This window comes from Emticicia fontis (assembly GCF_054779675.1).
In genome coordinates this window covers 84,529-106,745 of sequence record NZ_BAAGXU010000020.1, presented here as the reverse complement: position 1 = coordinate 106,745, position 22,217 = coordinate 84,529, and the positions used below count along the sequence as shown (strand labels likewise).

General features: G+C 39.4%; 20 protein-coding genes. 8 read left to right on the top strand and 12 right to left on the bottom strand.

Going from position 1 to position 22,217, the window contains the following annotated elements; genetic code table 11:
- Positions 1–7 precede the first annotated feature (7 nt).
- The 10 genes from ACYVFA_RS11710 to ACYVFA_RS11665 form a co-directional block, all read right to left on the bottom strand.
- Positions 8–1,261, bottom strand: a complete 1,254-nt coding sequence (locus tag ACYVFA_RS11710) for an MFS transporter (RefSeq protein WP_460472007.1) — start codon at positions 1,259–1,261, stop codon at positions 8–10.
- A 20-nt stretch (positions 1,262–1,281) separates the two neighbouring features.
- A complete protein-coding gene (locus ACYVFA_RS11705) occupies positions 1,282–2,139 on the bottom strand; it encodes a hypothetical protein (RefSeq protein ID WP_460472006.1) in 858 nt (285 codons plus the stop codon).
- 216 nt (positions 2,140–2,355) lie between these two features.
- Positions 2,356–5,124 carry a TonB-dependent receptor gene (locus ACYVFA_RS11700; protein WP_460472005.1) on the bottom strand — a complete coding sequence of 923 codons (2,769 nt, stop codon included), beginning with the start codon at positions 5,122–5,124 and terminating at the stop codon, positions 2,356–2,358.
- A 36-nt stretch (positions 5,125–5,160) separates the two neighbouring features.
- A complete protein-coding gene (locus ACYVFA_RS11695) occupies positions 5,161–5,733 on the bottom strand; it encodes a carboxymuconolactone decarboxylase family protein (RefSeq protein WP_460472004.1) in 573 nt (190 codons plus the stop codon).
- A 96-nt stretch (positions 5,734–5,829) separates the two neighbouring features.
- Positions 5,830–6,372 carry a carboxymuconolactone decarboxylase family protein gene (locus ACYVFA_RS11690; RefSeq protein ID WP_460472003.1) on the bottom strand — a complete coding sequence of 181 codons (543 nt, stop codon included), beginning with the start codon at positions 6,370–6,372 and terminating at the stop codon, positions 5,830–5,832.
- A 2-nt stretch (positions 6,373–6,374) separates the two neighbouring features.
- A complete protein-coding gene (locus ACYVFA_RS11685; RefSeq protein ID WP_460472002.1) occupies positions 6,375–7,445 on the bottom strand; it encodes a hypothetical protein in 1,071 nt (356 codons plus the stop codon).
- Positions 7,446–7,499: 54 nt separating this feature from the next.
- Positions 7,500–9,038, bottom strand: a complete 1,539-nt coding sequence (locus tag ACYVFA_RS11680; protein ID WP_460472001.1) for a vanadium-dependent haloperoxidase — start codon at positions 9,036–9,038, stop codon at positions 7,500–7,502.
- A gap of 77 nt (positions 9,039–9,115) precedes the next feature.
- Complete coding sequence (locus tag ACYVFA_RS11675) at positions 9,116–10,033, bottom strand: hypothetical protein (protein WP_460472000.1); 918 nt, start codon at positions 10,031–10,033, stop codon at positions 9,116–9,118.
- Between the two features lie 241 nt (positions 10,034–10,274).
- Complete coding sequence (locus ACYVFA_RS11670) at positions 10,275–10,742, bottom strand: hypothetical protein (RefSeq protein WP_460471999.1); 468 nt, start codon at positions 10,740–10,742, stop codon at positions 10,275–10,277.
- 134 nt (positions 10,743–10,876) lie between these two features.
- On the bottom strand, positions 10,877–11,488 hold the full coding sequence (locus ACYVFA_RS11665; RefSeq protein WP_460471998.1) for a trimeric intracellular cation channel family protein: 612 nt from the start codon (positions 11,486–11,488) through the stop codon (positions 10,877–10,879).
- A gap of 72 nt (positions 11,489–11,560) precedes the next feature.
- On the opposite strand from ACYVFA_RS11665, the gene dnaG reads away from it, so the two are divergent.
- The 3 genes from dnaG to ACYVFA_RS11650 all read left to right on the top strand — a co-directional run bounded on the left by dnaG (position 11,561) and on the right by ACYVFA_RS11650 (position 14,982).
- Entirely contained in the window at positions 11,561–13,537 is a 1,977-nt protein-coding gene (gene dnaG / locus ACYVFA_RS11660; protein WP_460471997.1) for a DNA primase, read from the top strand.
- A 20-nt stretch (positions 13,538–13,557) separates the two neighbouring features.
- On the top strand, positions 13,558–13,965 hold the full coding sequence (gene arfB, locus ACYVFA_RS11655) for an aminoacyl-tRNA hydrolase (protein WP_460471996.1): 408 nt from the start codon (positions 13,558–13,560) through the stop codon (positions 13,963–13,965).
- 117 nt (positions 13,966–14,082) lie between these two features.
- Entirely contained in the window at positions 14,083–14,982 is a 900-nt protein-coding gene (locus tag ACYVFA_RS11650) for a PE-PGRS family protein (protein WP_460471995.1), read from the top strand.
- 75 nt (positions 14,983–15,057) lie between these two features.
- On the opposite strand, the gene hslU is transcribed toward ACYVFA_RS11650, so the two are convergent.
- The gene (gene hslU, locus ACYVFA_RS11645; RefSeq protein ID WP_460471994.1) at positions 15,058–16,452 is read right to left on the bottom strand and encodes an ATP-dependent protease ATPase subunit HslU; all 1,395 of its coding nucleotides are present in this window, start codon (positions 16,450–16,452) and stop codon (positions 15,058–15,060) included.
- Positions 16,453–16,652: 200 nt separating this feature from the next.
- On the opposite strand from hslU, the gene ACYVFA_RS11640 reads away from it, so the two are divergent.
- Together ACYVFA_RS11640 and ACYVFA_RS11635 are read left to right on the top strand one after the other, a co-directional pair.
- Complete coding sequence (locus tag ACYVFA_RS11640; protein WP_460471993.1) at positions 16,653–17,186, top strand: M23 family metallopeptidase; 534 nt, start codon at positions 16,653–16,655, stop codon at positions 17,184–17,186.
- Positions 17,187–17,491: 305 nt separating this feature from the next.
- Entirely contained in the window at positions 17,492–18,955 is a 1,464-nt protein-coding gene (locus tag ACYVFA_RS11635; protein WP_460471992.1) for a Gfo/Idh/MocA family protein, read from the top strand.
- A 67-nt stretch (positions 18,956–19,022) separates the two neighbouring features.
- On the opposite strand, the gene ACYVFA_RS11630 is transcribed toward ACYVFA_RS11635, so the two are convergent.
- On the bottom strand, positions 19,023–19,700 hold the full coding sequence (locus ACYVFA_RS11630) for an NUDIX hydrolase (protein ID WP_460471991.1): 678 nt from the start codon (positions 19,698–19,700) through the stop codon (positions 19,023–19,025).
- A 33-nt stretch (positions 19,701–19,733) separates the two neighbouring features.
- On the opposite strand from ACYVFA_RS11630, the gene ACYVFA_RS11625 reads away from it, so the two are divergent.
- The 3 genes from ACYVFA_RS11625 to ACYVFA_RS11615 all read left to right on the top strand — a co-directional run bounded on the left by ACYVFA_RS11625 (position 19,734) and on the right by ACYVFA_RS11615 (position 22,169).
- On the top strand, positions 19,734–19,958 hold the full coding sequence (locus ACYVFA_RS11625) for a DUF2905 domain-containing protein (RefSeq protein WP_460471990.1): 225 nt from the start codon (positions 19,734–19,736) through the stop codon (positions 19,956–19,958).
- A gap of 74 nt (positions 19,959–20,032) precedes the next feature.
- Positions 20,033–21,466, top strand: a complete 1,434-nt coding sequence (locus ACYVFA_RS11620; RefSeq protein WP_460471989.1) for a PepSY-like domain-containing protein — start codon at positions 20,033–20,035, stop codon at positions 21,464–21,466.
- Positions 21,467–21,629: 163 nt separating this feature from the next.
- On the top strand, positions 21,630–22,169 hold the full coding sequence (locus ACYVFA_RS11615) for an RNA polymerase sigma factor (RefSeq protein ID WP_460471988.1): 540 nt from the start codon (positions 21,630–21,632) through the stop codon (positions 22,167–22,169).
- Positions 22,170–22,217 lie beyond the last annotated feature (48 nt).

The window sequence follows — 22,217 nt, the reverse complement described above, 5'->3', positions numbered from 1 at the left end:
TCTTAAATTAACCATTAATTAAGTTTGATTCTTTATCTTTGCTGAAATAGGCAATGGCTAAAGCCACAATAAAAGTGGCTGAAAACGCCAGTAATGCATTACCAAAACCACCAAAAAAGGTCACGAGTGTTCCTACAAAAAATACGGCGGTTGCTGTAAAGAATCTACCCACGTTAAAACAGAATCCTGTGGCTGTTGCTCTTATAATGGTCGGGAACAACTCAGGTATATAGCTTGATAATGAGCCCTGACTAATGCCAAAACATAAGGTCAATAAAGCGGTTTCAGCATAAATAACCGGGCTGAAAGTTTTGTTGGTTAAAAACAACAAACAGCAGGCACCTATCACACTAATGAATGTCAACATCAGTGTTTTACGATTGCCAATGGCACGAATCAGGAAGCCTGATAAAATACCTCCCAATATCCCTCCGATACCTAATAGCATCATAGTGATACTTCTTTCTTTTTGTCCTGATTCTCCGGCAGGTAATAAAGTCTGTATCCAGGTGGGTAACCACGAAAATATCGCCCAAAGACCAATCAGTACTGCTCCGAAGATAAATGATCCTTTTATCAGATTCGGACGATATTCTTCATTGAATAAATCACCTGATTTAGTTTTTTCTGCATTTTTGAGGCTCTTCCATTTAGGTGATTCCGGCAATAGCAGCCCTATTAAAATCGCCACTACAACGGGTATCAGCCCTATCCAGAAAGCCTGGCGCCAGTCTGAAAAAAGTTTACTTAATCCGCCCGAGGCTACAATTCCTACCGGAAAAGCTACTGCTAAAATGCCGACGATGATCGGTCGGGTTTTCTCAATCCATATTTCAGAGATATAAACCGTTGTTACTAATAACACCCCTCCTACACCCATACCAGAGAAAAAGCGATAGGCCATCAACATGTACCAATCTGGCACAAAAACCGTCAATAGAGTAGCTATACCATATAAACCTGTTACGAGCACTAATACTTTTTTACGACCGATTCTATCACTCACTACACCAAACAAAATCCCGCCAATCATCCAGCCATATAAAGATACTGCACTGATATAAGCACCAACTTCACCTAAACGAGCCTCTGATACTTCTTCCTTCAGTAATTCTGGTATCGCTACGGGTAAATAAACTGACATTAATGTAGAAACAGTCCCTCCAATGGCGTAGCTAAGCAGGCAAAGAATAAATGCCAGCGCTCTGGTATTGGAAGAAAGTATTTCTTGTTTAGAGACTTTTTCTACTCCTAGGGTCATAGTTCAGGTTAGTTAATGATTTATCTTGTATTTGACATCATTGCGTGATGTTTAGCTTTTGTGTAATATGTAGATCGATAGTATTCAAAAAGAATCATAGGCAATACATAGTCGCCCATGCGCTCGATTGTTTCAAAAATATCTTTCGGCGTTCCTACAATCGGGAACAGCAATTCAAAACCCAGTTTATATAAACATATGAATACCAATAATCCGGGAATACGTGGTTTCAATAATACCAGAAAGGCCAGGACAATTTCTAATATGCCGAATATCTGCAAGTTTAAACCTGTCATTGGCAAACCCACTCCCGTCATATTTTTGATTAAAGTCGGGTGATTCATGAATACAGCCAGACCACCATGCCCTGCCAATAAGCTGAACAGACTTAAACGAGAAACCCACTCTACTGTATAAGCCTGTTGTAAGGATATAGATGCCAGAGGTTTTAATCTTGAAAACCATTTCTCACCCGTAGCCGGAAAACCGTAAACCAGTAAGAAAAGAATAGGCACTCCGAAATTACCTGCTCGCTCAAAGAATTCAGACATTCCCATACTTGCTGATGGGCGTAACATAGCCGTAAATACTGTCCAGAAAGCTGCCCAGAGTAACAGGGCTCTGTTTGGATAAATAAATACGATAATACCAATCAGAATATCCATTGCGCCAATCAACGGCATGAAACTATAGGCTGTCGGCTCATCGATAAAGAACACTTTAAAAAATGGCAACCAGCCTTTTTTGGTAACGACACCCCAGAAACCATGTCCTACGAAACAACCTAATACACTAAAACGTAGCCAGAAGAAAAGTTTCTCTTCAAAAGTATGTTTTGGAGAAAAAGGGTTGATTAATAGTGAATTACTTGTATTCATACTCTTTAATTATTGTGTTTTATAAACTCTAAACCTCTTTTTTTATTATTGCGTTTAGCTACACAAAAATCTGAATGTTTTTACTGGATAAAAAATTAAACTCCCAATTATTACTATTTCTTAACTTCTCTAAGTCCTAATTTTCAAGCCTTTAGCTTTATTATCAGAATAGGCACAAATGAACTATAAGCATAATTAGTGCCTATTCGAATGGATTTATCGCAATAACTCATCAAAATTCAGACTTACATAGTATAAGCCACCTACAGCCGGAGAGCCATAAGCCTGTACAATGTATTGGTTAGTCAGATTTGATGCCCCCAGCTTGATAATCGATTTGATAGCCGGAACTTTATAGCTCACTTGCGCATCTAATAAACTATAAGCATTGATTCTGCCAGGGAAATTCGACGTAAATGTTCCGTACCAGTCGAAAGCACTTTGCCAGTGCCATGTTACGTTGAAACCAAATTTATCTATCAGTTTCGGATTGCCAAACGATACGTTAGTTTTCCATTTTGGTGTATTAAACGCCGGGATATTGCTTGGGTCAGCATTTAGCAGATTGAAGCTAGTCCAGGTTATGTTAGTACTCAAACGGTAGTTTTTAGGCAATAAATAAGATAAGCCAGCACTTACGCCTTGGATCGAAACTTTGTCAGCTGCATTGGTATACAACTGAAATGCCTGTCTTTTGCCACTAAGTATATCGCCTGCCGCTGCCGGGTTGATTGAACCATCAGGTAAAAGGACAGGGCTATCAGGACGAATAACCACTGTATTGATGATAAAATCTTTGTACTGGCTATAATAGTAGTTAATATCAAACAATACTTTCTGGTTGAAAATGCCTTTATATCCAACCTCAAAGCTTTGTACTTTTTCAGGTTGAATGTAAGGCACATTAGATTTCACCAGTTTGTCTTTGTGATTAGCAATAGCCGTTTGCGGCGGAACACCCTGTGCTAATTGTGCACCAGCAGCCCCACCAAATGCTCCTACCGAAGCTACAGTAAATGAATTTTCGTAGGCACCCATACCCACAGAGTTTACAGGAGCACCACCCAAGATAATGATTGGCCCAACATTTAGTTTAATGTATTGGTCGCCTATCACCGGATTACGGAAGCCTGTTTGATAAGAGGCTCTGAAATGGTTATTATCATTTGGCGAGAATACTGCCGAGGCTCTTGGTGTAAAACGACCATCAAAGTTTTCGTTTTTATCATAGCGACCTGATAAAGTAATTTTCAGTTTATTATTAATTAACGATTTTGAAGCTTGGATAAACGCACCATACTCATCATTTGTCAGATTTTTACCTTTGTCATCAAATAGTGTTCCTTGCGTATCAAGGTAATATCTTCTGTAATTGGCTCCTATTTGAAGATTCAATATATTATTCAGGTGTTTGCTGAAATCGTACATTCCTTCGATATGTTTCAAACCACAACGGCTGAAAATACCTGCACCACTTAAGCCTTGTGTTTTAATCAATTGTTCTTTAGCTGCATCGAATGCCGCAGTACCCGGCAATATTCTTCCCTGATCTGCAAAAGCACGGGCTGCTGCATGGTTTTGTCCGCTTACACCATTAATTGTACCATTATAAGCCGCTGCATAACGTGTGAACCAGGTAGCATCAGCTTGTGCAGCCGGAACAGTATTCCCATCAAGACCTTTCACCCAGATCCGGTTAATCAACTGCCCTAATGACCGGCTATTATAAGAATTCTGCGAATCTTCCTGATTAGAATAAGCTCTTACATAGAAATTGCTTCCTTTCAATTCCAGACGATGTTGCATCATGTGGAAGTTATTAATCACAAAGCGGCTACTACCTGTATATTGTGCAATACCTTCGCTATAGTTAGCCTGATAATTTGCTTCCAGATTATCAGTAATGCGATAATGTACTGAGCCATTTAATTTAAGGCTATATACGCCATATTGTGCTAAATCTTTTTCTTCATAACCTGTTCTTGATACATTGCCGATACCTGCAATCGTTTGTGACACTTCATCGCCATAGATATTCAAAGAGTTTTTACCTGGGTTGTTCGGGCCACGGCTAGCAGGAGCTGTATTCGGGTCAATGTCTGTATAATCATTGGCATACCAGTCAGTTCCTTTCAGATACGCTACATTTACTTTTACTGCAAAACGGTTGTTGAATGCTTTGGCATAACGTAGAGCTAAATCATAAACTGGTTTTGCGCCCAAACCTGTGCCATCGCTTACGTGGTTTACACCCAGTTTTGCCTGCGCACTTAATCCCTGATAATCAAATGGATTTTTGGTGCGGATCTGTAACATACCATTGAAGGCAATAGGGCCATAGAGTGCAGAAGCTGCTCCCGGAATCAACTCTACGCTTTCTACATCAATATCATGCGGGCCAAACAAATTACCCATTGTAAACCCTAATCCTGCCGATTGATTATCTACACCATCTACCAATTGTAGAAAACGGCTGTTTCCAGTTGTATTAAATCCACGGGTATTCACCTGCTTATAGGTAAGACTGCTGGTTACCATATCTAGTCCTTTCATATTTACCAAAGCATCGTAGAAATTAGCAGAACCACTTTGCTGAATCGTTCTTGCATCCATTTTCTCGATACTTACAGGTGAGCGCAGGATATTTTCTTCAATTCTTGAAGCCGAAACTACTACCTGATTAAGGTCTGCGGCTCCTGCTGTTAAGGCAATATTCAAAGGATTTTCATTGCTTACTACTATTTCCTGACGCTCATAACCTACCATTGAGATAATCAGGGTAGTTGGAACGGTAGTACTTAATTCAAAATTACCATCGGCATTGGTAATGGTCCCTGCTACTTTTCCTTTGATGGTAACAGACACACCAATTAAGGGTCTTTGATTTTCAGCATCGGAGATTTTGCCCTTAATCACAGTTTTTTGAGCAAAAACTCCTGCTGAAATAAATAAGAGAAATACTATATAAGTACAAATATTTTTCATCAGAACTTCTTAGGTTAAATTAGGATGGGAATGGTTTTAATTCTCATCTTTTTTCTTCAGGTGGTCGTAGCCCTGAGGTAAACGATTATACCCATGGTTTACGATTCTTTCACCCAAATACTCATAAAATGAAGGTTCGGCTGGCGTAACACTCGCCAGACCATCAACATAGCGGTTGTATAAACAGAAAAGTGCAGCAATCAGCACAGTATCATGAATTTCCATGTCTGTGGCTCCTTGCTCTTTGGCATTAGCTATTGCTTCCGGCGTCACAATTTTGCCACTTTTTTGTACCATTTTAGCAATTGTCAGAAGGGCTTTCATTTTATCACTTACAGGGGCATTTTCCAAATCATGCTTTACCATTTCGCAGGTTTTCGTCTCGCCTAATAGTAAATCAGCAGCGGCCGTGTGGGCTGAGGTACAGAATCTGCACTCGTTGTTATGAGATACTATCGTGGCAATCAACTCTCTTTCACCCTGGGTCAGCGAACTCTCCCCTCTCAATAGAATCTGTGTTAATTCACGGATAGGCGCTGCGGTATCCTGGCTGAACTCTAATAAGCCCGTAATGCCGGGCAAATGGTCAGGAAGTGGTATATGAGGCATAATTTTAGACAATGGAAATCCAGTATTGGCCGTTTCGACCAATGGGAGTGATAGTGTAATAAAAACAGGGAAAACTAACAGATGTAATCTGTGTGCTTAGCGCGGACGATTATAGCCTAAAAAGGCCATTTTTCCACCCATTTCACGATAGGCCTCATTTTCTTTAGGAGCCCACGTGCCTAAGCCATCAACATAGCGATTAAACATACAGAATGCTGCCGCAATCAATACCGAATCATGAATTTCTTCATCGGTTGCTCCTTCATTCCGTGCCGCTTCCACGTCTGTTACCAGCACGTGCTTGCCGCCTTTTTGTACTTTGGCAGCAATATTAAGCAAAGCTCTGAGTTTAGGTGAAATGTCGGTCTCGACAAAATTCTGTTTGATGTCATCTATTATAGATAAATCACAAGCTAAATGTGCGGCCGCCGCTGCTCCGTGAGAAGTGTGGCAGAAATGGCAATCATTCAGATGCGAAACGTAAGAAGCAATCAATTCCCGTTCACCACTTGTCAGCGTAGACGGGCCACGCAACAAGGTTTCCGCCAAATTCAATAAGGGTGCGGCTGTTCGAGGATTATTGGTGAGAAGACCCGAGATACCCGGGAGCTCTTCATTCAACAATTTAATATGCGCCATAATCAGAAACGGTAAGCATAAGTGGCTGAAATCAGATAATCAGCAAACGCGGCATCACCATGTTTCTTTCCGGTAGGGTCTTGCATATCACTCCATGATTTGATACGGTTACGCACAACTGCATAAGGTACAGAAAATACAAAAGAATGATGATGTGTATTAAGCAACAAGCTTGGCTCAACCGAAACAATATAACCCGGACGACGATTACCTTCGCTGCTGCCGATTCTGTCGATAGCTGGTAAACCTTCTACTCTACCACCCAAGGCAAATGAGATTCCTTTTTTAGGAACAATAGCATAGCTTACACCTGCACGGCCTGCAAATTGGTCAGGTACTGAAAACCCTGTTGCATTATTAACCACTTTTGGGCTGAACATATAAAAACCATTGAAATAGACAGAAGCATTTTTGAATAAAGACTGGTAGCCTTGTAGTTCAACACTATATCCCCAACCACTATCGCCCAATTGCATTGACTGGTCAAGCGCTTTGCGTTGAATATATTCTTTTTTGTTTTTGTCTAATTTATGGAAATCCCCTATCACATTCGCATCACCGGTTGGCGCTTTTACTCCCACACCTAAGGCTATATTTCCTTTCAGATGCGTAGCTGGGTTCAACAACCAGTAAGTGGTTGACAAGCGCATATCACCTACACCTTTTGAGTAAGTATGAAAACGTTTCTGCTCAGGATTGGCTTCAATTGAATTACCATAATGCTCATATAAAGACGAACGGTCGTTATCGAGAAAAGGAATATTCAAAGCAAAACTCAAACGAGGGTTCAGGGCATAACTTAAACCGAAATCGAAAGCGTGTGAAACATTGATTACCTGTGTGCCGTTTGCAATGCGTTCTTTTTGCTCTTCAGTGCCTACAAAGTGGCGGAATGAATGCAAATAACGATAAGAAGCTGTAAACTGAAACTGGCCGCCTTTCATCATCGAGGCCGGGCTGTTTGGATTACCTGTAGCGGACGCCATGTGACGAACCGCGATACACCCCTGAGAATATACGTTTACTGAACCCAATAGCATAGCTAATGAGAAAAAATATATGATTTTTTTCATTGGAATACGTTTGAAAGAAAAATAAAAAATAGGTTTTGGATAAAATCCCAGGTCTTATAGACCTGAGCCGTCTGCTTTACCACGGGCAACTGCATATTGACCGATTTTTTTACCATGGTCTAAGCCTACAGTACAATCAAAACGGAAGTGAATTAACCCATAAATTCTTGAGTTAGATGCTTCCAATGCCATAGCATTCAATTTATCCGCTTCAGAAGGGAAAATTGAACTCAATACGTGCGCTGCTGCTCCCGAGAAAGTCGAGTGACCAGAAGTGTAAGACTGGAAGTTAGGCAAACCTACCGAAGTTTTTACACCAAACTGTTGCGGACGAGGGTAGTAATAATAATTCTTAACATCCCAACAAGCAATAGCAGCATCCATTTCTGCCGTTCCAAGCAAGGCCAGTGTACGTGCGGTAGCAATCTCGCTATATTTGTTCTGGAAACACAAATTAGCCGCTGCCCTATGCCAATGTCCCGGAGGAGTATAGCTTCCTGCTCCGTCAGACCAATAATTGGCAATACGCGCTTGTTCACGTGTCTGGTTTTTATCTATTTTTTTCAATTCATCGAGGGCCTTGTTAAATTCATCACTATCCAATGCTGGTGGTGGGCCTGGGCGCATAGCAATCATCGCAGCTTTGTCGAAGTTCCAAGGTGTTACAGTACCGTAGTTTGGTAACATCGGCGGACGCGCTGGTAATTCCTGACTCAACCACTCTGATTTTAAGCCATTGGCTTTCGCATTAGCGATCGCTGCTGCATTTACGGTCTGGTTATTAGAACCTGACATACCATCTGCTTTTGCTCTACCCATTACTTTAGCGGCTACTGCTTTTCCTAAAGCATCACCTGCCGAAATATCAGAATCTACATTCATTCCACCCCATATACGGGCATTTTTTGCTTCTGCCAGTTTAGCATCCAGTAAAGGCACTTCACCCGGAAACATGGCTACTAAAACTGTATATGAAGCCGCCGCTACAACGGCATCTTCTGACGGATAAGAAGGTAATTCAGAAACCGGTAATAAAGCTGAAACCGAGGCATCAGTTTTTGAAGGGGCTTTGCGGTTATACTTATATTTATAATTCCAGGCAGCTACTAAAGCATCATATTGAGCAACACTCAAATAAGCCAAAGCACGAGAAGTATACGGAGGGTTGGCAAAAGGGAATTTAGGATCAGCCAATGGATTAGCGGCATCCGGTACAGGATATTTACCTTCTGCATTGGATGCAGGAGCAAGATTGTAACGTGCTGCTAACTCTCGAGCGATTTCGTTCCAACGATATACGGCACCAGCACCCCAGTAAGCTACTGCTTTTTTGTTTTCAGGGGTAATAGTAGCAATAGTCGTTTTCAATTTGGCAATTTCTGCCTGATATTCTGCAGAACCTGCTGCTTTTGGCTCTGCTACAGCAACTTCGTCTGAACTGACTAAAATATAAGTTTTCCAGGTGCCGCCTTTTTCATCCAGTTTGGTTGGGATATAAGCTTCTCTTAATGGCTCTTCCAACTCTTTGTTACAAGATGAAACAAAAACGCTAAATGCAGCAAGAAGGATAAGTGATAAATGTATTTTTTTCATATTACGGCCCCTTGTTCAATAAATTGAATTGCTTGGGGAAGCATATTTTCTGTGATTAATCTTTTCTACAATTTTTATTATCTGGCAGCTTCTGCCGACTTCGTTCTGAAGTTTATCTGATATAAGAAACCTGCCGAGAATGTAGTAGACTGGCCCATGTTCTGACCATCAACGACTCTTCTGATCATAACATTGAAACCAATGTTTTTTGGTTGGAATTTACCATAAAAACCTATTCCGGTAGATTTCATATTGTTTGTTGGGAAGGGCATATCGTTTCGACGAATGTAATCACCGCCAACACAGGTATTTTTATCAACGAAGATCTCAGCCTGAATACCTTTTTTATAATACCCGGTACGTGCAGCCACATCAGTTGCATTGGGTATTCTTACTTCATTGGTATTATAAACGCGGTCATCGGCCTGGTAAGCGTCTCTGTCAACTTTGATATTACTACGGAAAATATAGCTTCCGTGAGCTGTAATATAAAAGCCTGATTCATGTCTGTAATGCGCTATTAAACGTGTAGTGAGTGTTTTAGCACCTATACCAATTGACATCGGCAAGAAATCTTTTACATAATTACTCACTGGTGTTGAACCACCAACTACCCCATGAAGAGATAATCCGCTTTCGGTTTGTACCATATTGTATTTTACCCATAGAGATAAATCCTGAACACCTTTTTGTCCCATCAGATTTCCTGCACTGGTTTTGGTTGCTACATAAGGCAATCCGGCAAGGAGGTTCAATCTTTTGGTGATTCCGTAAGCAATCATAGGCATTACGCTCTGGGTAGTATGGGTACCGATATTGAAATTTTCACGTTTCATGTTATTCTCCCAATATTCATTCCACTGGCTATGGCTATATGTAGCAGCTATACAAATAGAATTTTTATTCATATAGATAGCATCATGAGGCATTTGGGCATAGGTATTTATGCAGACACCGCCTACCAACACAAGTATTAACTTGTAGAGTAATTTCATTTTAAAATAATAGTATTTTGGTTATAAAACAGTCTTTTACAAAGGCAAATCTTATAGTTCCCAAACACAGGTATGCCATCAGGCATATCTAATTCAATAATAGACAAATACCTATGTGCTGGGTAATAAAACTATACAATTCACCAGAAGTGTGTTGATTTCAGAACGTATTCTTATCACTGACGACAAAGCATATACTTTGCCCATCTATGACAAAAATTGTAGAAAAGAAAAATCTGTTTTAAACCAAATCAGGCGGGGGGGAGTGAACCAGTTTTGTTGAAGCAGGAACGAATTCCTGGTATGTGTAGATCTTTAACGGGAGGTCTTCAACCCAAAAATATGAAATTGTGTGGGTATTGAGTTGAGTATAATCTTTAGTGAGATTCTTAAAGAAATTCAGTGCTTTTTTACCCGGGCTCGTCGGCTCATCGCTTACGTGTTTCTTTACCTGTTGTAATAAGCTGAATACATTTTCACGACTCGCGTTTTCTTTCGTACAATAAGTATAAAGCGTATCGTTGGCAAATTTGCGATGAGTAGTACGAAAAAAATCACCTTTGAAGATAACCAAACCATCTGCTGCCTCAGATTCGTCCCAACTGTTCATGTAAGGAATTGCCATTGGCACTTTCATCACTAGTTCCTCACCTTTTTCCTCGTAAAACACATTAGGCTGTACCATACGTTGCTCTTGCCATTTGTCCATTATTAAAACAAATGTAGAGCCAAGTATATTACAGATTAGTAATACCAGGAGCGATATGGAAGCGACTCGTTTCAGTAGTAGTTTTGGTTCACAGAACAAACTAAGGAAATAAATAGAAATTTTCCAACAAGTTTTTACATTTTATTAATTTTCGGCAAGTGGATATTTTTCTTGATTGCAAGTGTACGGATGCCAAAAATGGACAAAACAGTGATAATATCAGTCAATTCGGCAGAAATATTTAGTTTTTGGAGCGCAAAAAATATACTACCTCCAATAATGCAAACAGTGGCGTATAACTGACCCGTCCGGAAAAGTGCTGGAATCTCATTTAACAAAATATCTCTTATCACTCCGCCAAAGCAAGCCGTAATAGTTCCAAGGATGATACATGACGGAATATTCAATCCAACAACTATCCCTTCCTGGATTCCTCTCAAGGCAAAAAAGCCAAGCCCAAGCGAATCGAAGAAAGTGAGAGCTTTATCCAGATGATCTATTTTACTTCTGAAAATAACAGTAACAGCCGCAGAACCAGCTATTAATAAGATAATTGAAGAATCCAGAATCCATCTCACAGGCAGATGTCCTATCAGCATATCACGGATAGTGCCTCCTCCCACTGAGGTAACAAAGGCTATGACTAATAGTCCGAAGATGTCTAAATCCTTGCGCATAGCCGCCAAAGTACCTGAAGCAGCAAAGGCAATGGTGCCACCGATATTAATAAAGGTGAAAAATTCCATAGGTTTTCTTAATTTTGCAGCAAAATTAGTCGAAAAACATCAACCTATATGTTATTCGGTTAAATTAGCTATATGCGCATCGATCAGGACACAGTTCAACAGATTATTCAGGCCGCCGATATTGTAGAAGTGGTGGGTGATTATGTTGCTCTCAAAAAAAGGGGAGCAAACATGATAGCCTGTTGCCCTTTCCATAATGAAAAGACACCTTCGTTCTCTGTGTCGCCGTCGAAAGGAATTTATAAATGCTTTGGTTGTGGGAAAGCCGGAGATTCTGTACGTTTTGTGATGGATATTGAGGGCATAGGCTACCCCGAAGCACTGAAACATCTGGCTAAAAAATACGGAATTGAGGTTGCCGAAAAAGAAGTAACAAGCGAAGAGCAGCAAACCCAGAACGAAAAAGAGAGTTTATATATCGCCCTCGATTTTGCCAATAAATATTATCAGGATCAACTCTGGAAAACACCAGAAGGCGAAAGTATCGGGCAGAGTTATTTTAAAGAACGTGGCTTTAATCATCATACAATACGCAAGTTTGATTTAGGATATAGCCCTGAGGGATGGGATACTTTTACGAAGCACGCACTGAAAAACGGTTTTTCTTTAGAAATTCTTGAAAAAGCAGGCTTAACGATTGTCAGAGAAGGCAAAGACCCAATAGACCGTTTCAGAGGTCGGGTGATTTTCCCGATTCACAATGTAGCTGGAAAAGCCATTGCTTTTGGGGCAAGGATTCTAAAGAAAGACCCGAATTCTCCTAAATATCTTAATTCGCCCGAAACTGCGGTTTACCATAAGAGTTTTATCGTTTATGGTATTGCTCAGGCTAAAAACCCTATCCGTCAAGAAGAAAACTGTTATCTGGTAGAGGGTTATACCGATGTAGTTTCACTCAATCAGGCGGGTATTGAGAATGTGGTGGCTTCTTCGGGTACTTCTCTTACCAAAGAGCAGATTCAGCTAATCAGGCGATTTTCGGATAATGTAACGGTGTTATATGATGGCGATGCCGCAGGTATCAAAGCCTCTTTGCGAGGGATTGACATTATTCTGGAGGAAGGCCTGAACGTAAAAGCTGTGGTATTCCCGGACGGTGATGACCCCGATAGCTTTGTACAAAAGGTAGGAAGCCAGGCATTTAAAGATTATGTCAAAAATACCCAGAAAGATTTTATCCGTTTCAAAACCGAAATCTCACTTAAAGATGTAGGTAATGACCCGATCCGTAGAGCCGAGTTAATTAAAGAACTGGTTGAGACGATTTCTAAAATTCCTGATTCTATCAAGCGCTCGGTATTTTATAAAGAGGTAGCTTCTTTATTGAGTATTGATGAACATATACTGATTACCGAAGGCAATAAAATTTTTCAGAAAAAAGCGCACGACTCTGAAAAAGAAAGACAAAGACAACAACGAATACAGCCGTCGGTTGTGGATGTGGATATTCCGGTAGAAGCTTTTATTCCTGCCGATTATGACTATCAGCCCTCTGTTGAGGTCAAAAAAGAAAGAACCATTTTGTCGTACCATGAAGAAGAATGCGTGCGGCTATTGGTTTGTTATGGAAGCAATGTTTTAGACAGGAATGTAATTGAGAATATAGACTTTACGCTGACGGATTATATTTTCAATGAGATAAAAGATATGGAGTTTGAAACTCCATCTTATGGAAAAATACTCAATATCTGTCGGGATTTTCACCAAAAGGGGCAGATTCCTGAAACATTATATTTTACGAGCCATCAGGATAATGATATACAGGTGCAAACCATTAACTGGCTTTCGTCGCCTTATGTATTGAGTGAAAACTGGGAAAAACATGAAATTTATGTTCCGGTTGAAGCAGATAAATTGGCCGACATGGCCTATACCAATATACTAAGACTAAAGAAAAGTCGGGTTGAGACTGAAATAAAGAAATTAGAAGTTGAATTGGGAGAGACAGAATCGTTTGAGATGCAAGACCAGATTATTATTAAAATGATGCAATTGAAAGATACTATTAAAAAACTGGCTCAACTACTGGGTACAGTGGTACAAGGATAAAAAAATCACACAATAAAAACATGATAAAAGATATAGACTTTTCACCTGAATTTGAATTTGCTACCTCCAGAAGCGGAGGGCCGGGTGGACAGAATGTAAACAAAGTAGAAACCAAAGTAGAATTAAGATTTGATATACAAACCTCTACTTTACTGACAGATGCACAAAAGGAAAAACTGCTTGAAAAGTTAAAGAATCAGCTGGTACAGGATACAATATTAGTTATTACAGCTCAGGAAAAACGGAGTCAGCTAAAGAATAAAGAGCTGGCTATTCAGAAGTTTTATAAGGCATTGGAAAAGGCCTTGCATGAGCGAAAAAAAAGAGTCGCAACTAAACCAAGCGGAGTAGCTGTTGAGAAAAGGCTGAAGTCGAAAAAGATAGACTCGGAGAAAAAAGCTATCCGAAATCAGAAGATTGATTATTAATTCGCCGTAAAATAAAAAAAACGCTTGTAGGGACTCTGCAAGGGCATTAAATATTTATTAAGTCTAATATCTTCGCGTCAGAATCGTTTTCTTTGCAGGAAATATATCCAACAGCGAATGAGAAGAATACTCACCTACTTATTTATATCACTTTTTCTAAGTTCATGCGACTGGTTTAAGAAACCTGATCCTACTCCGCCAACTGCCAAACTTCCAGAATACGCAACTACTCCTGTTATAGCCACACTATCTACTAATATTGCAAACGAAGCATCTGGTGTTTGTGATAGCCGAAGTATGCCGGGTAATGTATGGGTAGAGGAAGATGGAGATAACCCGAATAAAATACATATGTTCTCTCATCAGGGGCAATACAAAGGAGCCATACAAATGCCGTTCCCGAACCGTGATTGGGAAGATATATCGATAGGTCCAGGCCCTGAAGATGGTAAAAACTACCTCTATCTGGCTGAGATTGGTGATAATCTGGCAGTATATGATAATAAATATTATATCTACCGCTTTTTAGAACCGAAATCACTACAAGAGACTGTTACAGGATTTGACCGTATCTCTTTTCAATATCCTGATGGTAGCAGGGATGCTGAATGTATAATGATTGACCCTTCAACCAAAGATATTTATATCGTTACGAAGCGAGAATTTAATGTGCGTTTGTATCGCCTTAAATATCCGCAATCTGTTTCTGAAATGCAGACGGCCGAGTTTTTACAGAATATCCCCATTCAGATTGTAACAAGTGGTGGTATCTCTCCAGATGGAAAAGAGATTGTGATTCGCAACTACGAAGTATTATATTATTGGTACAGAAAAGACGGAGAAACGATTCCTCAAACACTTGCCAGAAGTAGAGACGCACTCCTGCCTTATGTAAAAGAATCACAAGGTGAAGGTTTTTGCTTTGATAAAGATGGTAAAGGATATTTTACGAATAGTGAGAAACCTGACGGACAAACAACACCTTCTTATTTATACTATTTTGCAAAAAAACAGTAGCAAATTCTCGTTATTAATAAGCCCTTATCAGAATTGTCTGGTAAGGGCTTCATTATTTATATATACTCAGCTATCTTATAAAATATACTGACTTAAATCTTTATTCCTCACCAGATTGCCTAATCGCTCGTTTACCATGTCTTGAGTAATGATAATCTGGGCATTGGCACTTATTACGTCAGGCACATCAAACATGATTTCGTTTAGTAAATGACTCATAACCGTTTGTAAACGTCTGGCTCCAATATTTTCTACTTCGCTATTGGCATGGAAGGCAATGCGAGCAATTTCTTTTAATGCTTCTGTATCGAAACTTAAAGATACACCCTCTGCTTCCAGCATGGCTTCATATTGTTTGGTAAGCGCATTCTTAGGAGCTTTTAAAATCTGATAAAAATTCTCTTCTGTCAGGCTTTCCAGTTCAACTCTGATTGGGAAACGGCCTTGTAATTCAGGAATCAAATCAGATGGTTTGGCTACGTGAAAAGCACCTGCGGCTATAAACAAAATATGGTCTGTTTTGACTGAACCATGTTTGGTATTTACAGTGCTGCCTTCTACAATTGGCAGCAGGTCTCTTTGCACTCCCTCACGGCTTACATCAGGCCCTCCAGATTTACCGCTTGATGAAGCAATTTTGTCAATTTCATCAATGAATATGATACCCAGGTTTTCTGCCTTCCAGATAGCCTCTTCCTTCACTTCATCCATATCTATGAGTTTGGCAGCTTCTTCTTCTAATAAGAGTTTTCTTGCCTCCGCTATGCTTACTTTGCGTTTTTTACCTTTTTTAGGAAGCATCCCTCCTATCATCTCCTGAATATTCATCATAGATACATCGTCGATAGGGCCGCCCATCACACCAATCGAAGGAGAACCGCTGCCTTGCACATCAATTTCGACTTTTCTATGGTCCAGTTCTCCATTCTTTAGTTTTTCTCTAAAAGCCTCACGGGTTTTCTCGTTCAGCAAATTTTCAGTAAAATCTTCGATTTCCTCTTTTTTAGTTTCAACCTTGAAACCAAATTCTTTCTTATCTTTTACCGGTGGAATCAGAATATCCAGAAGCGTATCCTCTACTGTTTCCAAAGCTTTAGCCTTTACTTCTTCTTTTTTGGCAGATCTGACCATGTTTACCGATTGCTCTACCAAATCTCTTACCATGCTCTCACAATCACGGCCTACATAACCAACTTCAGTAAATTTTGAAGCCTCTACTTTGGTAAACGGCGCTTCTGCAATTTTTGCCAGTCTACGGGCAATCTCTGTTTTCCCAACCCCAGTAGTACCTATCATTAATATATTATTCGGAATAATCTCTGATTGCATTTCCGGATTGGCATTCATTCTGCGCCAGCGGTTTCTTAGTGCAATAGCTACATTTCTTTTCGCCTCTTTCTGACCAATTATGTACTTGTCAAGTTCTTGTACGATTTGTTGCGGGGTAAGATTCTCTATGATTTTCGCCATTAAAATAAACTTATATTAAAGTGTTTATTATTTTATTACCAACAGTCTGCTCGCAAATTTAGTTTTCATTCTTTTTAAAACAAGCAATAGTGCTATTTTTATGATTAGCGGTTAAAGACTCATTCAAAAGATTTCTGAGATAGAATATCTTTCATTTAATTGATTTCTTTAACTTGCTTCTATTCTAATCTACTCTATTAATGAAACTACCTACTGTGCGAAAAAGAATTATCCTGTTTGCGTTACTACTTATCATTATTGCAGGGTTTCTGCTCCCTCAAAAATTCCAGATGCCTGTCGACGGGGCAACTAAATCAAGCTTTAATCAGCAATCTTACTGGTATTATCCCTGGGGCAAATCGGGAACTCACAAAGGTGTTGATATTTTTGCCAATAAAGGTATTAATGTAAATCCAGCTACAAGAGGTCTGGTCATTTATAAAGGAGAATTCGGCAGAGGCGGCAAAGTAGTTATGATTTTAGGTCCTAAATGGCGGGTTCATTACTATGCGCATTTAGACAGTATTAAAACCAGTTATTTTTCTTATGTGAGTATGCACGATATAATCGGCACAGTAGGCGACACTGGCAATGCCAAAGGCAAGGTTCCACACTTACATTATTCTATCACAACCCTTTTCCCCTATTTCTGGCAAATAGATAGCTCTAAGCAAGGCTGGAAGAAAATGTTTTATCTCAATCCTATTACTTATCTTAATCAGGCGCTTTCTTAAATCATCATGCCTTCTCATAACCAAATTATTTTGCTTTTAATTTATTTGATAAATAACATAAAGAGAGTAGTCTGTCGTTAGTAAGAACGAGTATAATCAGTATATGCTTTTATTGTTCATATAAATCCCGAATTATGAATAAGGCAATATTTTTTATGTAAATCATACAAAATTTATCAAGCAAACAGTTTTTTTTGTAAGTTTGAAATAAAAATCAAGCGTATAAAACAAGCTTTGTAAATTGTAAAAACCTTTGTCAGGTTTTACATACTTTAATCTAATTTTCACTATTCAACTCTTCAATAATGCAAAACAAAAAGACAACGAACAGAAGGGATTTTCTTAAAAGCGGTGCTATTGCTGCCAGTGGATTCTTTATTGTACCTCGTCATGTATTAGGTAAAGGTTTTATTGCGCCTAGCGACAAATTGAATATTGCGGCTATCGGTGCCGGTGGTAAAGGTGGTTCAGACATTGCCAATGCCTATAACAATGGCGTAAACAATGTAGTAGCACTTTGTGATGTTGACATGGCCCGTTGTAAAGGTAGCCTTGACAAATTCCCTAACGCTAAACGTTACAATGATTTCAGAGTAATGCTTGATGAAATGAAAGGAGATATTGATGCCGTTACTATCTCAACTCCTGACCATCAGCACGCAGTAGCAGCTATGGATGCTATGTCGAGAGGCAAGCATGTATATGTTCAGAAACCATTGACTCATGATATCTACGAAGCTCGTAAACTGACTGAAGGAGCAAGAAAATACAAAGTAGTATCTCAAATGGGTAACCAAGGCGCTTCTAACCCAACGCAGAAAGTAATGATGGAGTGGTTGGATAAAGGTACTATCGGTACTGTAAGTGATGTACATATCTGGACTAACCGCCCGGTATGGCCACAAGGAAACCCTGCACCAACTGATAAACCTGCTTTGCCTGAGTCTATGACTGCAAAAGACTGGGATTTGTGGGTAGGTACTGCTTCATGGGTTGATTATCACCCATTATATCACCCATTCAAATGGAGAGGTTGGTGGAACTTCGGAACAGGTGCATTAGGAGACATGGGCTGTCACTTGATTGACCCTGCTTTCCGCGTATTAGGTTTGGGTTACCCTACAGAAATCGAATGTAGCGTTGGACAAGTATTCCTGAAAGACTGGCAACCAGAATATAATCCTGAAGGTTGTCCTCCGTCTTCAAGTGTTCAGATTAAATTCCCTGCTACCAAACGTAATAACGCCCCTGTTACGATGTACTGGACAGACGGTGGTATTCGTCCGTTCCACCCAGAGTGGATTCCGGCGAACGAACCACTGGCAGAAGCAGATAGCAGCAATGGTGTATTGATGATTGGTACTAAAGGTGTAATGACTTGTGGTACTTACGGAAATACGCCTAAGATTTATCTGAAAAACGGAGAGAAAATCGACCTTAATCCAAAACAAGATCCGAACGCGAAACCGCTTCCAGAACACGGACACCAGGCAATGTGGGCTGAGGCTTGTAAAGCAGGCTTCAATAGCAAAGAGCACAAAGGTCTTTCTTCATCCTTCGATTATTCAGGTCCATTAACCGAAACAGTATTGATGGGTAACCTGGCTATCCGTAGCTATAACCTACGTAAATCGAACGGTAAAAATGGTTTCAACTACGATGGACGTAAAAAACTATTGTGGGATGGTACTAACATGAAGATTACTAACTTCGATGAGGCTAACCAATTTGTACAACGTCAATACCGTGAAGGTTGGAAATTGGTGTAAGAATCTTTCTTATCGGATATAAAACTAGCAATCCTGCTTCTTATGAGGCAGGATTGCTAGTTTCTGATTACAACTGAGCCATCAATTCAAAATCTTTTATTTTAGCCAGATACAAATAATTCAGCAATACGGCATTTGTATTATTAATTAAACGATGTGCTTCTACAAACGGTAAAACGTGAGTAGTAATTCTTTCAAACTCATAATCGGTACCCATTTCTTTCTCATTCAAATCTGCTATTTCTTCTGCGCTTAGATATAGCTCACAATAGTATAGATAAATCGCTTCATCGCTTGTACCTGTGCTTGGAAAAACCCTTGTTTGTGGCGTTACATCAATCAATTGTTCGGCAGTGATAGATAGTCCTGTTTCCTCTTTTACTTCCTGTATAGCAATTTCAAGAGGTGTTTTAGTACTATCAACCATACCAGCCGGATGCTCGTAGGTAAATGCTCCCTCGGCAATTCTTCTCTGTTTTACCAGAAGCAAATGTTTTTCTTTGGTTTCCTTATCAATCAGGCAGGTAAGTATGCATACTACTTCTCCTTTTAAAAAACATATCGGTGGTATCTTATCGCCTTCCGGAGTTTCGGCATCTAACATTAATAGCGAAAAGAGTATTTCTCCATTATAGCGGTATCGGGTATAGTGTTGGTCAATCTGATTGATTTTCAGGCCGTTTTCTATTAAATTCTTCTTCCAAAGCTTAAATTTGTGGGCGTCTTCGAGTTTTTCGTAAGTCATAAAACAAGGTTTTTCTGCAAAAATAATCAGTACATGAATCAAAACACAGGAAAATATATCATCTTGATTGGGGGTATAGTTATTTTAATCGGCATCGTCATTTATTTTTTCGCCGACAAACTTCACTGGTTTGGTCGACTCCCCGGAGACATACGCTACGAAAAAGGCAATACCCGTATTTATTTTCCCGTTGTTACGATGATATTTCTAAGCCTGCTGCTGAATCTCATTATTTATCTCATTAAAAAATTTCTGTGAAGAATAATATGCAACCAATTTTCGTTGGGGTGCGTCTGTATTGTAAAACCGATAAGAAGATTTTAACGCCAAAGATGAAAAGATTATACATATACCTGTTGTTGGTAGGCTGTATTTTGTCAGCGTGCGATAGCGTGAAGGATCTTCAGCCCGTTATTACCCCTGGCGAAGCGGTTCCACAAGCAGCAGTAAATGCCATTAAACAGGAATTTCCGGAAGCAACACAGATAAAATTTTCCATTCTCGAAAAAGATAAATTGTGGGAATCGAATTTCCAGTTTAAAGTTGACAGGATGTCTGCCATAGTCAATAACCTGGGAAAGATTACTGAGACTTATAAAATAGCGACAGGTGTTCAATTGCCCGACAATGCCCAAAACTATATCAATACTAATTTCTCTGGTGCAACTATTAAAAATGTTTGCCAGCAATTAGCACCAGATAATACAACTATTGTAGGATATAAGGTTATTGTAACGCTAACTGATGGTAAAAACATAGCAGTTATTTTTGATGCTACCGGCACATTGATTATGGTAGCCTCTAATGATAGACCTGGCCCTGCACCAACTGGAAATGCAGATGGCCCACCCAAATTCTATTTCATTGAGCAAAAGGATTTGCCGGAAGTTATCCAGACTTATCTGAACCAAAAACATCAGAGTTATACACTCGTTAAAGCAGCGATATTAATCCAGGGTGGTAACAAACTCTATTCGGTGGTTATCAATAAAGAACTGACTACTTTTGAGTACTTGTTTGATGAAAAAGGGAATGTAATAAGATTGGGTACATTGGGTTTAGCTCCTCCGGTTTATAAACTGGACTATAAGCCTTTATTAATCTCAGAATTAGCTCAGCCAATTAAAGATGTTCTGAATACAGAATTTGCTACCTGGACGTATGAAAATGGGGTTGCGCTATCTCAGAATGGAACTTTACAGGGGTACTATATTCTCGTAACAAGTGATAAAAAACAATTTGCGCTGGTTTTTAATTCTCAAGAGGCGCTTTTAGGTGGCGGACAAGTATGTGGGGCTCCAGGAGCATACAGCGGAAAATATGAGATAAAAACGATTCAGCCGAAAGATTTACCTGAAACCATTACGACTTTTTTGTCTACCCGTTTTCAGGAATTTACTTATATCCAGACCTCTCTCATCACCGATAGAGGTAAAAAAATTTACTGGGTATCTATTATCAAAGATTTTTTCGCTATCAACTATTCTTTTGACGATAAAGGCAAAATCCTGACTGGATTTGAAAATCCATTGAAATTTAATAATGGCAAACCGGTTACTAAATTCGAAATGAAAGATAGTGACCTTACAAGTCAGATAAAAAATTATTTTAACACGTATTATACAAATTGGGCATTTCAGGCTGGTTTCATCTATTATATAGACGGCCAGTTGTTTTCATATATTATAGCTATCAAAGTTGGCAGTGAATATTATATTTTAAGCTTTGATGCAAATGGCAATTTTGTGGCAGCCAGAAAGGGTTAAAACCTTACTTACTGCTATTTTTCAGGGCAATTAATGCTAGCCTATTTAGAAAAACCTGTTTGAGTTAATCTTATTTCATTCAAAAAGAATGCGTTTTGATTCTAAAAATTTAACTCGAACAGCCTTAAACGTTATTACTAAGAACACTGCAATCCTTTTGAGAATGCCCAATGAAATTGAATTAGTACTTGGATGCCAAAGGAACGACCCCAGAGCGCAAGCCGCCTTTTATAATCTCTATAAAGGTCGGCTATTAGGTATTTGTCGGCGTTATGCACGTACGGTTATGGAAGCCGAAGATATTTTTCAGGAGGCTTTTATTAAAGTTTTTAACAAAATTCAGGATTTACAGAAACCTGAATCGGTAGAATACTGGGTAAAGTCGCTGGTAATCCGAACGGCTATTGACCATTATAGGCAAAATACCAATGAGCGCCAATTTGTTGATTACCACGTGTTGGAAGATACCAGTAATGCCGATATAAGTGCGATATCGCAGCTGAGTCATGAGGAAATTGTGGGGGTAATTAACGAACTTTCAGACGGATACAGGATGGTAGTAAATATGTACCTGATTGATGGCTACGAACATAATGAGATAGCTAAAATTTTAGGTATTTCAGAAGGCACTTCGAAGTCGCAATTATCAAGGGCTAAGGTTCATTTAAGAAAAAAGCTCATAGAAATGGGCGTAGCTGTTTAAAATCATTATAGTTTTATTCCCTAATGGGAATCTAAGATGCAACCAGAC